The sequence below is a fragment of the Exiguobacterium sp. Helios genome (genome assembly GCF_014524545.1).
Lineage (GTDB): Bacteria > Bacillota > Bacilli > Exiguobacteriales > Exiguobacteriaceae > Exiguobacterium_A.
In genome coordinates this window covers 922,755-937,999 of the sequence record NZ_CP053557.1, presented here as the reverse complement: position 1 = coordinate 937,999, position 15,245 = coordinate 922,755, and the positions used below count along the sequence as shown (strand labels likewise).

Below are 15,245 nucleotides of genomic sequence, written 5' to 3'. Positions count from 1 at the left end.
AATGACATGGTTATAAAAATTTGATGTCTTGTTGATGTCTTCAGTTTTCAAGGTGCGAGTGTCTCTTGCGAGACTGAGAGACGAGCTCTCAAAACTGAACGATGGGCATGTCCCGTAAGGGACGTTTTCCTTAGAAAGGAGGTGATCCAGCCGCACCTTCCGATACGGCTACCTTGTTACGACTTCACCCCAATCATCTACCCCACCTTCGACGGCTGGCTCCTTGCGGTTACCTCACCGGCTTCGGGTGTTGCAAACTCTCGTGGTGTGACGGGCGGTGTGTACAAGACCCGGGAACGTATTCACCGCAGTATGCTGACCTGCGATTACTAGCGATTCCGACTTCATGCAGGCGAGTTGCAGCCTGCAATCCGAACTGGGAACGGCTTTCTGGGATTGGCTCCACCTCGCGGTCTCGCTGCCCTTTGTACCGTCCATTGTAGCACGTGTGTAGCCCAACTCATAAGGGGCATGATGATTTGACGTCATCCCCACCTTCCTCCGGTTTGTCACCGGCAGTCTCCCTAGAGTGCCCAACTGAATGCTGGCAACTAAGGATAGGGGTTGCGCTCGTTGCGGGACTTAACCCAACATCTCACGACACGAGCTGACGACAACCATGCACCACCTGTCACCCTTGTCCCCGAAGGGAAAACTTGATCTCTCAAGCGGTCAAGGGGATGTCAAGAGTTGGTAAGGTTCTTCGCGTTGCTTCGAATTAAACCACATGCTCCACCGCTTGTGCGGGTCCCCGTCAATTCCTTTGAGTTTCAGCCTTGCGGCCGTACTCCCCAGGCGGAGTGCTTAATGCGTTAGCTTCAGCACTGAGGGGCGGAAACCCCCCAACACCTAGCACTCATCGTTTACGGCGTGGACTACCAGGGTATCTAATCCTGTTTGCTCCCCACGCTTTCGCGCCTCAGCGTCAGTTACAGACCAAAGAGTCGCCTTCGCCACTGGTGTTCCTCCACATCTCTACGCATTTCACCGCTACACATGGAATTCCACTCTTCTCTTCTGTACTCAAGCCTTCCAGTTTCCAATGACCCTCCCCGGTTGAGCCGGGGGCTTTCACATCAGACTTAAAAGGCCGCCTGCGCGCGCTTTACGCCCAATAATTCCGGACAACGCTTGCCACCTACGTATTACCGCGGCTGCTGGCACGTAGTTAGCCGTGGCTTTCTCGCAAGGTACCGTCAAGGTACGAGCATTACCTCTCGTACTTGTTCTTCCCTTACAACAGAGTTTTACGATCCGAAAACCTTCATCACTCACGCGGCGTTGCTCCATCAGACTTTCGTCCATTGTGGAAGATTCCCTACTGCTGCCTCCCGTAGGAGTCTGGGCCGTGTCTCAGTCCCAGTGTGGCCGATCACCCTCTCAGGTCGGCTATGCATCGTCGCCTTGGTGGGCCATTACCCCACCAACTAGCTAATGCACCGCAAGGCCATCCCAAGGTGACGCCGGAGCGCCTTTCATCATCAGACCATGCGGTCTGAAGAACTATTCGGTATTAGCTCCGATTTCTCGGAGTTATCCCAATCCTTGGGGCAGGTTCCTTACGTGTTACTCACCCGTCCGCCGCTCATTCCCTTCACTTCCCTCCGAAGAGTTCCGTGAGCTTCCTGCGCTCGACTTGCATGTATTAGGCACGCCGCCAGCGTTCGTCCTGAGCCAGGATCAAACTCTCCATAAAGTGTTTGACTTGCTCGTTGTTGTGACTAGATGTCACGTTGACGAAGCTTGCGCTTCATTCATTGTTTGTATCCGAAGATACGTTTTTTGCCTCATCGTTCAGTTTTCAAAGTTCGTCGTGTCGTTTTCAGCGACTTTAATAAGATATCACGGAATAGCTTATGCGTCAACCGTTTTTTTCTCGTTTTTTTCATCGCGTCAATGGCGTGTGCCTGTCGACATGTATTAATATACTATCTCGAGATAATAACGTCAATGCTTTTTAATCATTTTTCTTGTTATTATTTTTTTCTTCTATATATGCTTACTCTATTTAATTTTAAAAAACAAAAAACCGGTCTGTCAAACGACCGGTTCATATGTCACGAGTTCAACTCCAAGTCCTTTCGTACGTTGGTACGAAATCCGGACTAACCCTTTCCGGATGAAGAAATCAATCAAGCTACCTAAATCAACTTTCAATTCTGTCAAACGGCTTTCTTCCATCAATTCTTGCATCGTCCAAGGATGGTCGTGCTCTCGCATGACTTCGAATAAGTATCTGCCACCGGACAATACTTTCGATTGCAGTAAATGCTCTAGTCCGATCAGCGCTAAATGAATCCGTTGTTCCAATGTTTCTTCACTTAACAGTAGTTGTTCATATAATTTGTAGACATCCGGATCGTCCAGTCGCGCCTGCTCCCAAACGACGACTTCCGGATGCGCTCCTTTTTCCAATACGGACAATCGGGCCAAATGATGCAGTGCATGATGGACATGCGTATAGGCATCATAATAATTCCCGCGACTGAACAGATTTCTTCCGTCCTGAAAACGGCGCAGTAGTTTTGCGAATGACAGCGACATCTGTAAACAGCGTTCCGTTTCCGGGAAATTGAGCAGTTGTTTTTTTAAATCTGTCAAATAGTCATTCCGTTCAAAAATGATAGTCCCTTCCGACACCCAATGGACAGCGCGGCGATTCGCATTTAAAATCAACCAACGGGAAAGGACTTGTTCATGCACAAGATGTAATGAAACCCGAAGTGTATCCAAACGATAATGTTTCACTGTCCACTCGATAGAAGGATCTCGGGTAATTACTAAAAGTAAAACATCAAATTGATCGGTCAAAGAGTCTCTCGGTTGCCTTTTTTCAACAGAGATAATGCCTTGCGTCTCCGGATAAGCCGCATATTCTGAATAAATCGTTCGTGTTGCTTGTTCCATTTCCTTCTCACCCTTCTCTACTCCATACTCGTTACTCTGATCATTCGTCCGTTACCATTTTCGACAAAAAATCAATCGTTCCTGCTTCTGACTCGATCCAACAATATGCTAGACTGACTACAGGGGGAATTCATGTGAAAAAACAACGCAAGAATAAAATAAACCGCGCCCGTAACTTGGCAATGTTCCTTGTCTTTGGTGGAATGCTTGTCATGTATGGCGGTCTTTTGTTAAAACAATTCGAAATCATCATGGTCATCCTCATGCTTGTCGGATTTGTAATGGTCCTCGCCAGTACGGCTCTCTATTTTTTGATCGGACTCACTTCGACGAAAGCAGCAGTCGTCACCTGCCCAAACTGCGGCAAGGAGACGAAAGTCCTCGGGCGAGTCGATTTATGCATGCACTGCGACGAACCTCTGACGATGGATCGTAACCTTGAAGGAAAAGAATTCGATGAAAAGTACAATAAACACAGTAAACGAGCTCCCCGTTAAGGAAGCTCGTTTTTTTAATGCACGTTTGATTGACACTCCGGACAAGTCCCGTAAACCTCAAGACGATGACGATCTACTTTAAAACCTGTTAAATGCGCCGCAACCGTCTCAACGTCATCTAAAACAGGATAGTTGAAGTCAACGATTTTCCCGCATCCTTCGCAAATCATATGGTAATGACGCGTCGTAACGAAATCAAAACGGCTTGAAGCATCTCCATAATTCATCTCTTCTACGATCCCTTTTTCTCTAAAAACCCGTAGATTATTATAAACTGTCGCCACACTCATATTTGGAAAACGATGTTCGAGCGCACGATAAATCTCATCTGCCGTCGGATGTGTATGTCCCGTCGTTAAATATTCCAAAATCGCATGACGTTGTGGTGTCATCCGAACGCCTGATTCACGTAAAGAGCGTACTGCATCATCTAGCATTTCGTTCGCCACGTCATCCCCTCATTTCTATCTTTCATTGATTATTAGATTGTAATCTTTATAATTAGTCTACCTACATTCTCTCTTTCCGTCAACGGCTCTGCTCCACGTTTGACGGACATGATACAATCATATCGTGATATTTTTCACGTATCAAGGATTGGAGGAATCATCATGTCAACTCATGCAAATCGCCCGACTTCCGAAGCATTATATGAAGTAGCACAACAATGTATCGTCGGAGGTGTGAACAGCCCATCCCGCTCTTATAAAGCAGTCGGAGGTGGTGCACCCGTTTATATGGAGCGTGGAGAAGGAGCTTACTTTTATGATGTCGACGGCAATCGTTACATCGATTACTTAGCAGCTTACGGTCCGATTATCACCGGTCACGGTCATCCACATATTACGGAAGCGATCACGAACGCTTCGCGCAACGGTTTGTTATACGGAACACCCCACCGTCTCGAAATCGACTTTGCGCACAAACTCCAACAAGCGATCCCTTCTTTAGAAAAGGTGCGTTTCACAAACTCCGGAACAGAGGCCGTCATGACGACGATCCGCGTCGCCCGCGCCTATACAGGACGTGAACTTGTCGTCAAATTCAGCGGTTGCTACCATGGTCACTCGGACTTAATGCTGATTGCAGCCGGTAGCGGTCCTGCCACACTCGGTTCACCTGATTCGGCCGGCGTCACTAAAGCGACAGCCAAAGAAGTCATTACGACACCGTTCAACGATATCGAATCTTACCGTCAAATCATGGCAGAATGGGGCGATCAAGTCGCCTGTGTGCTTGTCGAACCGATTGTCGGAAACTTCGGAATCGTGGAGCCTCAACCCGGTTTCCTCGAAGCGATCAACGACATCACCCATGAACACGGTGCTCTTGTCATCTATGATGAGGTCATCACTGCTTTCCGTTTCATGTACGGTAGTGCACAAGAACTCTTGAACATCCGCCCAGACATGACAGCGCTCGGAAAAATCATCGGCGGCGGTCTGCCGATCGGGGCTTATGGCGGACGCCAAGATATCATGGAACATGTTGCGCCACTTGGTCCTGCCTATCAAGCAGGTACGATGGCGGGAAATCCGGCTTCGATGGCAGCTGGAATCGCCTGTCTCGAGTTGCTCGAACAGCCCGGTGTATACGAAGAGTTCGACCGTCTCGGTGCAAAACTCGAACAAGGAATATTAGAGGCTGCTGACACACATGACGTCACGATTACGATTAACCGTCTTAAAGGTGCATTGACGGTTTACTTCACGGACGAAACAGTCATCGACTATTTAGGTGCTGAACGTGCCGATAGTGAAACGTTCGGTCGTTTCTTCAAGTTAATGCTTGAACAAGGCGTCAACCTCGCTCCTTCTAAATACGAAGCCTGGTTCTTGACGACGGCTCACACGGAAGCAGACATTGACGAAACAATTGTTGCTGTCAACCGTGCTTTCGCCCAACTGTAAATCAACCATTCATACAAAAAGGCTGTTCCGATTTTTTCGGAACAGCCTTTTTTCATTCAACGAGTTCTAGGTTTTGAATTGCATACAGTTCAAAGTAGGCGCCACGTTTTCGCATTAATTCTTCATGACGTCCCATTTCTGTAATCTGACCGTTTTCAATGACGACAATTTTATCGGCATCGGTGATGGTCGAGAGACGGTGGGCGACGGTAAACGTCGTCCGTCCTTTTGCAAGACGGGCAAGCGAATCCTGAATCATCGATTCACTTTCCAAATCCAGCGCACTCGTCGCTTCATCCAAAATCAAAATCGGTGGATTTTTAAGGAATACCCGGGCAATTGCCAGACGTTGTTTTTGTCCGCCAGACAATTTGACACCCCGTTCGCCGACCGGTGTTTTATAGCCGTCCGCCAAACGTTCAATGAACTCATGGGCATTGGCCGCTTTCGCTGCCGCGACCACCTCTTCATCCGTTGCCTCGGGATTCCCCATCTTAATGTTCATCTCGACCGATTCACTGAACAGAATCGATTCCTGCATGACCATACCGATTTGATCGCGAAGACCACGTAACTTCAAATCACGAATGTCGACGCCGTCAAGCGTGATTCGCCCGGAGGATACGTCGTAAAAACGGGGAATCAGACTGACCAGTGTTGATTTCCCACCGCCCGACATCCCGACAAATGCTATCCGTTCTCCGGCCTGAACATCGAGCGTCAACCGGTCAATCGCCCGTTCGCCGCCTTCTTCGTATGAGAAGCTGATATTTTCAAACTGGACGTTCCCTTTGACAGCAACCGGATTTTTCGCATTGGCTTTTTCCGTAATGTCATACGGCTCATCCAGGAATTCAAACATCCGGTCCATCGAGGCAATCGACTGGGTCAGTGTCGTCGAAGAGTTCACGAGACGACCGAGCGGTGCGTACAGACGATCAATGTAGGCAATAAAGGCGACCATCGTCCCAAGTGATTCCTGTTCGTTCAGAACGAGGAAGGCTGCTGCTCCGAAAATCAAAATCGGTGCAAAATCGGTAATCGTCGAGACGACGACGTACGTCCGGGCATTCCAATTCGTTTGGCGTAAGGCCGCTGTCAAGAATCCGTCATTTTGTTTTTTGAACGCCTGGTTTTCATGGGGTTCAAGCGCAAAACTGCGAATGACTGCCATTCCGTTGACCCGTTCCGTCAAGTGTCCTTGAAGCTCAGCAAGAGCTGCGGAACGGTCCCGTGTCAGACTGCGGAGTCGTCCGTAAAAGAACTTGACCGCGAGTGCGTAAAACGGCAACGGAATGATGGCGACGAGTGTCAGTTTCGGATCAATCGTCCACATGATAGCGATGGCAATCAAAATCGTAATCATATCGAGCCATAAATTCATGAGTCCGGTGACGACAAAATCTTTTGTTTGTTCGACATCATTGATGATCCGGGAGATGACTTCACCGGTTTTCGTATTTGAATAAAAGCGGAGTGACAATTTCTGAACATGATCGAACAGACGGTTCCGGACATCAAATAAAATTTTTGACGCCGACCACTGGGCCAGATACTGCCGAATGTATTCAAGCGGCGGTTTGATGACAAGGAAGACGAAGAATCCGGCTCCGATCAAGTAGGCCAGCTCTTTACTGCGCTCCGCCAGCGGAACGGTCTGATTATCAAGTAAATTGTCAATGATGTACTTGTAGAGCAGCGGCAATCCTAACGGAATCGAAAACTTGATGATCCCGACGAACACCGTTAAGAGAATTTGTTTTTTATACGGTTTGACGAATTCCATGTACCGCCGGATGGAACCCTTCTCTTTTAACTGTTTTTGTTTTGCTTTACCCATGTATTTCCCTTCTTTCCACTAAAAAAAGACGATGGCGAACCATCATCTCCGATATCTTGTTTCGTATTCACGATACCACGTTTCCACGAAAGCTGGATTGAATGGACCTTTGCGACTGCGGATCCATTGAATCAAAATCTGAACGTTGTCCTTCAGAATACGATCAATCGCTTTCGGATAGTTCATCTCCCGGCGATGTTTTTCGTACTCGTCCTCATCCAAAATCATGTAAGACATGTCCGGATAGACTTTAATATCTAAATCATAATCAATGTACTTAACTGCTCGATCCTTTTCATCAAACGTCGAAGGTGACCCTAAGTTGCAGTAATAGTAGATTCCGTCTTCACGAATCATACAGATTACATTAAACCAGAGTTCTGTCGAAAAATAACAAATCGCGGGTTCTCGTGTCCGCCACTGACGACCATCCGATTCACTGACCATGATCCGGTCATTGAATCCAATCAATTCTTCTTCCGTCGATTTAAGCACGAGCGTTTCTTCCCAAACTCTGTGTAAGCTGCCGTTATGTTTGAAACTTTGAATCTCAATCTTGCTACTTTCTTTTGGGAATCGACTCATGTGCTACTCCTTTCTGAAGCTTTTTATTCAGTTTTTTCTATACTCTCGTGCTTATTATACCCATTTTCAGAACACATGAAAAACGAAAGGCTACTTTTTCAGGAAAATGACTGGTATTTAACTTGAAAAATGATGCAAAATCGCCTGTTTCCGCTGCTGAAACATCGGCTTCAGAATAAATAAGTCCACCAACCCTTTTGGTAAATACGATTTATAGACCAAGTCATCAATCATGTAGACCCCGTCCGCCCGTTCCTCGACACGGTGAAGATGACACCAGGCTGTAAAAGGAAATGGCACCTTGACTCCGACATCCACGAACAAGTCGCTCCCGACCATTGGAATGATCGAATCCCACTTTACAAAAACCGGTGGAACACCGACCTTCAGCTGAATCGTGTTCCCCGCATATGTCCGTGTATCCCCGTTCGTCTGTACTTTCGGAAACGTCGTCATCCCCGTCAGGGCTTTGGCATCACTTAAAAAGGACCAGGCTTGCTCCTTCGTCGTCGGCACTTTCGTTTCTGTATAAAAATGATCCATTAGAGTTCCTCCTTTAATAAACGATCAATCTTCATCTGAGCAACGGAAATCGGTTGTTTTTCATATGTCTGTTCATCCATTAAAATAGTTCCTTCCGGTTGTGTCGTAACACGGTACACCGTGATATCCCAAATCCGGTGCGAAAAGATATGTTTGACACTGCCAACGCGTATTCCGGGCTGTTCTTCCGTCGATTCAATCAAAGGGTACTGCCACATACCGGCCAAGAGTCCTGTATCCGGACGTTGCATGACTGCGACTTGTCCATTTTCCTCATAGACAAGGGCATCATACTGGATCGTCTGGGTTTTGCCTTTTTTGGTTTTAACGGGAAGTTCTGCTTGAACGGACCGTTCGTAAGCAAAGCAGACATCATTGACGGGACAAAGTCCGCACATCGGTGATTTGGGTGTACAGACCATCGCGCCGAGTTCCATCAAACCTTGATTGAAGCTTGACGGATCCGCGTGATCAATCAATTCATGAACAGCCGCTTCAAAGACTTTCCGTGTTTTCGGCGCCGCAATGTCGTCATAAATCCCAAGAACCCGGGATAATACACGCATGACATTCCCGTCAACAGCCGGTTCCGGATGGCCGTAGGCAATCGAAAGAACGGCACCTGTCGTATAGGGACCGACTCCCCGTAAACTTTCAAACCGTTCTTTTTCATCCGGTACGATTCCATCATATTTTTCAACAACTTCCTGAACGGCGATTTGAAGGTTCTTAACCCGGGAATAGTACCCTAAGCCTTCCCAATATTTTAAGACTTCACTTTGGTCGGCTGCCGCCAAATCATGGGGGGTTGGAAACCGTTCCGTGAACCGGTGGTAATAAGGAATGACCGTATCGACCCGTGTTTGTTGCAGCATGATCTCACTGATCCAGATGTGATAGGGGTTTTTCGTTTCACGCCACGGTAATTGTCGTTGTTCCCGTAAAAACCACTGAACCAATTCCGTTGTAAAATGCCGTTTATTAAAGTTTGTGAAATATTCTGTAACAAGAGTCAAAATATTACCTCTTTTCTATTTGATACGTTATAGTAAGTTCAATTAACCTTAAAATCAATTTACGTTTTTTATGATCCTGAATACTATGATAGAGGAGCGAATTCGCATTGGATACTGGTACGCATATCGGAATGGGACTTTGCCTCGCCGCCATTTCTACACTTGAACCGGATGTCGCTGCAAGCGCTACGCTGTTTGCGGCTGTCACGACGACGGCGTTGGTCGGTTCCCATGCTCCAGACTTTGATACTGTATTTAAATTTAAAGGTAACAGTGCCTACCTGAGACAACACCGTGGTAAATCCCATGGTTTGATTGCCTTGATTGCCTGGCCGTTGTTACTGTCGATTGTCATCGGCGCCCTGTTCGGCGTTCCACCAACTTCATTATGGCTGATGGCACAGATTGCTGTCGCCCTTCATGTCTTCGTCGATCTGTTTAATGCTTACGGTACGCAGGCACTTCATCCGTTCAAGAAGACCTGGATTGGGTGGGGCGTCATCAATACGTTTGATCCCTATCTGTTCACGATGTATTACGGTGCGTTCGGTATTTGGTTATTGACCCGTGCAACAATCGTCATTTTCCCGATTCTGATTGCGATCGTCATCATCTATTACGCGGTTCAATTTAAGTTGCGAAATGATGCCTTGGCAACGGCAGCCCGTTATTATGGCGGTGCCCACAAACTGTTTATTTCTCCCGGAATGAAATGGGACGAATGGCATGTCGCCGCACGTCTTCGAAATGAATATGCGGTCGTCAAAATCAATTCCGGGACCGTCGTCGAATGCGGCAATTTCCGGATCAAGAATGAACCGCACGGTGACGAATTATACGACATCGTCAAAGAGAACGCCGATTTACAGGCTTTCCTTGAGTTCTCTAAAATTCATACGTATACCGTTTCCCGAAAAGACGGAATCGTTGAATATCGTTTCACGAATTTACGTTACTTCACGAAAGAAGTCTATCCGTTCGTTGCTGTCGTAAGGGTCGATGCGACGTCACGTCAAATCGTCAGTTCTTACACAGGATGGGTCTTCAGTGAACGGACGTTGCAAAAAAAATTATTCGTTCCCGCTTTATGAATAAAGGACTCGCCATGCTCGGAAGACATTCTTCCGAACCGCGAGTCCTTTTTTAATTTAATGACTGGTCGTCGCGCCCGATCATCAAATGCTTGAATTTCTCATTTGTCGTATTGAAACGGTGAAGCATCGAACCGTGTTGCTTGATTTGTTGCTGAACGAAATGGACGGCAACTGCCTCACCTTGGTATTTTTCTCCCGCTCGTGCAAGTGTCGCTTCAAAATCTTCCCATAAGACTTCCACCCACGTCAAGGCTTCAAGCGGCGTCAGCGTCTCATTGACTTCTTGTAATTCTTCCGACAATCCTTTTAATGCTTCTGAACGATTTTGATCCATCGTCATTCCTCCTCTTCTTGAATCAACGCGAGTGGAATCGCCACTTCGTTGACTGTCCCTTCAAAATGCCCCCAGCCCATGACACCGTTGACGAAATGCAGTTCGAATCGTGCATCTTCTCCGGCAATCCGGTAAAAACGCCCCGTCTCAAACCAGCTGGCGTCGACTAAATAACTTTGGGCAATCGCAATCTTACGGATAATCACCTCGACTTCACTCATGTTGCCATGTTGCTCGGCTTTACGTTTCTGCTCATTTAATTTCGTCACGAGCATCTCTAATTCATATTTTGATAACTGACTCATACGTGTCTCCATAAAAAAACTCCCCCTCTTCGTCATTAGTATATACGAAAAGAGGAAGAAAAATGATGGAGTTAGCTTGATTTCAGTTCGAGATTCCGTTTACTTTGTAACGCATACATTTTGGCATAGATTTTTTGTTTTTTGAGTAACTCGTCATGCGTACCGCGTTCGGCAATCCGTCCTTGGTCGAGGACGATGATTTCGTCGGCGTCTTTGATCGTTGACAAGCGGTGGGCGATGATGAACGTCGTCCGCCCTTTCGTCAAGGTCAACAACGCTTCTTGAATCATCGCTTCCGTCTCGGAATCGACACTCGCTGTCGCCTCATCGAGCACTAAAATGGCCGGATCAAATGCCAGTGCCCGGGCAAAGCTGATTAACTGCCGTTCACCGGCCGATAAGGTCGCCCCTTTTTCGATGACCGGTTCATCAAGTCCCTGAGGAAGCCGGTCAATGAACCGGTCTGCTCCAACAGCCACGATCGCTTCCCGGATCCGCTCTTCCGAAATTGCCGGATTTCCGAGCGTGATGTTCGACCGAATCGTTCCGGTGAATAAAAATGGATCCTGCAGGACGATGCCCATGTGGTCACGAACCGCCTGTTTTGGCAGCGACGTAACATCTTGTCCGTCAATCAACAATTGACCGGATGACGGATCATAAAAACGCATCAGAAGATTCATGATCGAACTTTTCCCGCTTCCGGTATGTCCGACGAGAGCGACGGTCGCACCGGGACGGGCATCAATCTCGATTTCTTGTAAGACAGGATGGCCCGGATCATAACTGAAGCCGACCTGTTTGAATTCCACGCGACCGGCGAAACGGGGTAAACGTCCTTTTCCGACTTCTTCGCCTTTTTCATCGAGCAGTTGGAACATGCGGTCTGCCGAAACGAGTGCTTGTTGCAGTGGTGATAGTTGATTCATGATTTGAGTCACCGGTTCAAATAACCGGGAGACATAATCGATATAGGCGTATAAAATACCGAGCGATAAAAACGTCCCATCGGTCAGACTTTTTCCGGCGACGACCCAGATCAACAAGGCAAGCGTCAGGTTTTTTAAGAAATAAGATAAGTTATGCGACATCAAGGCATCGAGCCGCAATAACTTGGAGCGGGTTTGATAGTTCTCTTCATTTTTCTGCTCAAATTCCGCCAACACTTCTTTTTCCCGCGCATACGCTTGAATGATTGGCATCGTTTGAATATTCTCATTCAATTGACCATTCATATCAGCAACAAGCGACCGGACTTTGAAGTTATTTTCCGTCGCGAGCTTCTGGAACAACTGAATCCAGAAGTAGACAATCGGAATAATCAGCAACGAAACTAATCCCAAACGGACATCAAGGAAAAACATTGCTACTAAAATTCCAGCCATCGTAATCAGTCCTGAAAAGACCCGTGCCAACACACCCAAATACAAATCACGGATTGTTTCCGTATCGTTCGTTACACGACTGACAATCTTCCCAATCGGTGTTTGGTCAAAATAGCGGACCGGCAACCGTTGTAAATGTGTAAAGACATCAAGCCGCATCCGTTTAACGATTTTATGCGCCGACCGCTGAAGCAGGATTTGTTGCACCCAGTTCAAACCGGCTGCGATTAACAGCAGGATGATATACATCAAGGATAGCCAGCCGACTGCTTTTAAGTCGGAAGCATAAAAATCATACACTTGTCCTTGTGTGAGCTTCGCGACGTTTGCGTAACGAAATACCTCATCGCCCCGCGTGACGGTCAACGTCCCATCCTCCACACTGCGTTCTCCACCGCTCACGACTTGTTTCGGTACAAAATAATAGCCGTCTTTTGACTGGACAATCGAAATGGATTGAATGACGGCAGAGGACGGGACGTCCTGCTTCTTCGCAAATTGACGCCCGTCATACTCGACCCGTCCTCCATCTTTCACTTCCACCCAGTCCTTTTCAATCGCGACGATATGCTCATCGATGATGACTTTCGCAATATAAGGTCCGGTCAGTTCTGCTCCGACTGCTAAAATCAATAGAAATAATCCTAGGAAAATCGCTTGTTTTTCATACATCGCATAACGGACAAGCGATCGAATCGTCGTTTTCCGACGAACGGGATCTAATAAATACAATTCTTCTTCCTTCACGTTCGACACCTCCTACCTTACGTTTCTTCACTTTGCCGTTCGAACTGTTCGGCATACCATCCTCTATGGTTCATCAGTTGTTCGTGCGTGCCCCGTTCGGTCACTTGACCATCCTGCAGGACAAGGATTTCGTCCGCATGGGCAACAGCAGACAAACGGTGCGCGACAATCAATGTCGTTGCCTGCTCGCGGTTGGTTCGAATCGCTTCAATGATGTGCGATTCGGTTTTCGCATCGACCGCGGATAACGAATCGTCAAGCAGTAATAATTTTGGTTTTTTCAACATCGCCCGGGCGATCGACAGCCGTTGTTTTTGTCCACCGGATAACGTGACACCCCGTTCCCCGACCAACGTCTCAAGACCTTGATCGAGCATCGTAATATCCGTCGTAAACGATGCTAGACGAATCGCTTCCTGCAATTCAGCTTCCGTTGCCGTTCCGGCACCGAACAAAATATTGTCCCGTACCGTTTTCGAGAATAAAAGATGTTCCTGCGAGACATAACCGGTCCAGCCGCGGACCGTTTCCAAGGCGACGTCTTCATACGGAATCCCGTTGACTTGCAACATCTCGCGCCCCAGCGGATATTCGCGTAAAAACTGCCGCAACAATGTTGTTTTTCCGGCGCCGGTCGGACCGACAATCCCGATTGTCTTGCCTTGTTCGATTGTCACGTTAATATCGCGTAAGGCGGGCTGTTTTGTTCCCGGATACGTAAACGTTAGATCAGATAAAACGATTGTTTCCGGAAAATCCACATCTGCGACCGGTGTTGACGTAATCAACGGTTTCACCCGCATCGTCGCTTGCAGACGATCGAGGCTTGCTGTTCCGCGCTGGATGACGTTAATCAATTCCCCGAATGCATACATCGGCCAAATCAACATTCCGAGATAAATATTAAAGGCAACGAGTTGCCCAAGCGTGATGTCGTTCGTAAAGACAAGATAAGTCCCGAACGATAAGCCGATCAGATAACTGATTCCGACGAGTAATTTGATAATCGGCTCGAATAAGACATCAATTTTTGCAACGTGCATGTTTTTATCAAATACATCACTCGTCACAGCATCAAATTTTTTGACATCGATGTCTTCCTGAACGAATGAACGAATGACCCGCAGACCGGAAATCGATTCCACGACTTGGTCATTCATCGTGCCAAACGCATCCTGCGCCGTCATGAACCGTCCATGAATCTGGCTGCCGAGTTTATTCATCGCGTAAGCGAGAATCGGCATCGGTAACAATGCCGCAAGTGTCAGTTTCCAATCGATTGCCACTCCCATGACGACAAGTGTAATGGCCGTCATGTTTAACGAGTCGACGAGCGTCAGGACACCAAAGCCGGCTGTCCGTTCTACTGCCTTCAAGTCATTGGTCGCAAGTGCCATTAAATCCCCGGTCCGGTTGCGTTGGTAAAAAGTTGGCGTCAGCTTTAATAAATGCGTAAAGAATTGGCTGCGCAACGTCCGTTCGAGTAAAAAGGCTGTCCCGAATAATTTCGCAAGCCACAAGTACGTCAGAATAAAAGACGTAATGGAAATAACGGTCAGACCTACCACATATTGAATCAATGTCGTCCGGTCCATGGATCCGGAACGTAGTCCGTCAATCACTTTTCCGATCAACCACGGTGGTGTCAAGTCGATGAAGCCGGTCACGATCAGTAGTAACACGGCAATCAAATACGATTTTTTATGTTCTTTCAGAAACCAACTGAGTTGGCGAAATAATCGCACGATGGCTCCCCCCTTTGTCGTTCATAATGGTGTTACACGTTTCCAAGCACGCAAAAAAGGCAGACGGATTTCCGGAGCAGTCCGAGAATCCATCTGCCTTTCTAAAGACGATGTGAATCGACGATATGGTCTGCGTGCTCGGGGAACGGATTCCCTGTCAATCGCACACTGAAAGTAGTGTTTATACGAGTTCGAGAGTCTCCGCCATATTCAGCTGTTTAATAAGTGCGTTTACAATTGGCTGTTTCATTTGACGGTTCCTCCTTTTCTTAATCTGAGCGTAGAATAGCATAATTATCGAACAATTGTCAATTTTGTGTCTAATCTTTTAAAATGA

At 47.3% G+C, this 15,245-nt stretch carries 13 protein-coding genes and 1 rRNA gene; 3 read left to right on the top strand and 11 right to left on the bottom strand.

The genetic code is table 11. The features are described from left to right. Positions 1 to 134: 134 nt before the first annotated feature. Positions 135 to 1,696, bottom strand: a 16S ribosomal RNA gene (locus tag HNY42_RS04815). A 341-nt stretch (positions 1,697 to 2,037) separates the two neighbouring features. Then, entirely contained in the window at positions 2,038 to 2,907 is an 870-nt protein-coding gene (locus tag HNY42_RS04810) for a nucleotidyltransferase-like protein (RefSeq protein ID WP_131504170.1), read from the bottom strand. 134 nt (positions 2,908 to 3,041) lie between these two features. On the opposite strand from HNY42_RS04810, the gene HNY42_RS04805 reads away from it, so the two are divergent. After that, positions 3,042 to 3,404, top strand: coding sequence for a DUF2614 family zinc ribbon-containing protein (locus tag HNY42_RS04805; RefSeq protein WP_012369565.1), 363 nt, complete (start codon positions 3,042 to 3,044; stop codon positions 3,402 to 3,404). Between the two features lie 14 nt (positions 3,405 to 3,418). Here the strand turns inward: HNY42_RS04805 and perR are convergent, their stop codons facing one another. Beyond that, a complete protein-coding gene (perR, locus tag HNY42_RS04800) occupies positions 3,419 to 3,841 on the bottom strand; it encodes a peroxide-responsive transcriptional repressor PerR (protein WP_251138800.1) in 423 nt (140 codons plus the stop codon). A 174-nt stretch (positions 3,842 to 4,015) separates the two neighbouring features. Between perR and HNY42_RS04795 the strand changes: the two genes are divergently transcribed. Beyond that, on the top strand, positions 4,016 to 5,314 hold the full coding sequence (locus HNY42_RS04795; protein ID WP_131504171.1) for a glutamate-1-semialdehyde 2,1-aminomutase: 1,299 nt from the start codon (positions 4,016 to 4,018) through the stop codon (positions 5,312 to 5,314). Positions 5,315 to 5,366: 52 nt separating this feature from the next. Here the strand turns inward: HNY42_RS04795 and HNY42_RS04790 are convergent, their stop codons facing one another. The 4 genes from HNY42_RS04790 to mutY all read right to left on the bottom strand — a co-directional run bounded on the left by HNY42_RS04790 (position 5,367) and on the right by mutY (position 9,298). After that, the gene (locus HNY42_RS04790; protein ID WP_131504172.1) at positions 5,367 to 7,154 is read right to left on the bottom strand and encodes an ABC transporter ATP-binding protein; all 1,788 of its coding nucleotides are present in this window, start codon (positions 7,152 to 7,154) and stop codon (positions 5,367 to 5,369) included. Between the two features lie 42 nt (positions 7,155 to 7,196). After that, positions 7,197 to 7,739, bottom strand: coding sequence for a nucleoside tri-diphosphate phosphatase (locus HNY42_RS04785; protein ID WP_012369561.1), 543 nt, complete (start codon positions 7,737 to 7,739; stop codon positions 7,197 to 7,199). A gap of 117 nt (positions 7,740 to 7,856) precedes the next feature. Then, positions 7,857 to 8,282, bottom strand: coding sequence for a hypothetical protein (locus HNY42_RS04780; protein WP_131973593.1), 426 nt, complete (start codon positions 8,280 to 8,282; stop codon positions 7,857 to 7,859). After that, positions 8,282 to 9,298, bottom strand: coding sequence for an A/G-specific adenine glycosylase (mutY, locus tag HNY42_RS04775; RefSeq protein WP_131973594.1), 1,017 nt, complete (start codon positions 9,296 to 9,298; stop codon positions 8,282 to 8,284). The genes HNY42_RS04780 and mutY overlap by 1 nt, the downstream gene beginning before the upstream one ends. A 107-nt stretch (positions 9,299 to 9,405) precedes the next feature. Here mutY and HNY42_RS04770 point away from each other — a divergent pair, with 107 nt between their 5' ends. Further along, entirely contained in the window at positions 9,406 to 10,389 is a 984-nt protein-coding gene (locus HNY42_RS04770) for a metal-dependent hydrolase (protein ID WP_131504175.1), read from the top strand. A gap of 52 nt (positions 10,390 to 10,441) precedes the next feature. Here the strand turns inward: HNY42_RS04770 and HNY42_RS04765 are convergent, their stop codons facing one another. Genes HNY42_RS04765 through HNY42_RS04750 form a run of 4 tightly spaced genes read right to left on the bottom strand, consistent with a single transcriptional unit; the run spans position 10,442 to position 14,908 of the window. Further along, a complete protein-coding gene (locus tag HNY42_RS04765; RefSeq protein ID WP_188005192.1) occupies positions 10,442 to 10,726 on the bottom strand; it encodes a YfhJ family protein in 285 nt (94 codons plus the stop codon). Positions 10,727 to 10,728: 2 nt separating this feature from the next. Next, positions 10,729 to 11,043 (bottom strand): DUF1811 family protein, encoded by a 315-nt coding sequence (locus HNY42_RS04760; protein WP_131504177.1) that lies wholly within the window; start codon positions 11,041 to 11,043, stop codon positions 10,729 to 10,731. Between the two features lie 59 nt (positions 11,044 to 11,102). Next, a complete protein-coding gene (locus HNY42_RS04755; RefSeq protein ID WP_131504178.1) occupies positions 11,103 to 13,163 on the bottom strand; it encodes an ABC transporter ATP-binding protein in 2,061 nt (686 codons plus the stop codon). A 17-nt stretch (positions 13,164 to 13,180) separates the two neighbouring features. Beyond that, on the bottom strand, positions 13,181 to 14,908 hold the full coding sequence (locus HNY42_RS04750) for an ABC transporter ATP-binding protein (RefSeq protein WP_131504179.1): 1,728 nt from the start codon (positions 14,906 to 14,908) through the stop codon (positions 13,181 to 13,183). Between the last annotated feature and the right edge of the window lie 337 nt (positions 14,909 to 15,245).

What these genes read in the sequence shown, in the direction of transcription:
- HNY42_RS04765 (WP_188005192.1), bottom strand. Translation starts at nt 10,726, where the DNA reads ATGGATCAAAATCGTTCAGAAGCATTAAAAGGATTGTCGGAAGAATTA.
- HNY42_RS04810 (WP_131504170.1), bottom strand. Translation starts at nt 2,907, where the DNA reads ATGGAACAAGCAACACGAACGATTTATTCAGAATATGCGGCTTATCCG.
- HNY42_RS04790 (WP_131504172.1), bottom strand. Translation starts at nt 7,154, where the DNA reads ATGGGTAAAGCAAAACAAAAACAGTTAAAAGAGAAGGGTTCCATCCGG.
- HNY42_RS04795 (WP_131504171.1), top strand. Translation starts at nt 4,016, where the DNA reads ATGTCAACTCATGCAAATCGCCCGACTTCCGAAGCATTATATGAAGTA.
- HNY42_RS04785 (WP_012369561.1), bottom strand. Translation starts at nt 7,739, where the DNA reads ATGAGTCGATTCCCAAAAGAAAGTAGCAAGATTGAGATTCAAAGTTTC.
- HNY42_RS04760 (WP_131504177.1), bottom strand. Translation starts at nt 11,043, where the DNA reads ATGGAGACACGTATGAGTCAGTTATCAAAATATGAATTAGAGATGCTC.
- HNY42_RS04780 (WP_131973593.1), bottom strand. Translation starts at nt 8,282, where the DNA reads ATGGATCATTTTTATACAGAAACGAAAGTGCCGACGACGAAGGAGCAA.
- perR (WP_251138800.1), bottom strand. Translation starts at nt 3,841, where the DNA reads ATGCTAGATGATGCAGTACGCTCTTTACGTGAATCAGGCGTTCGGATG.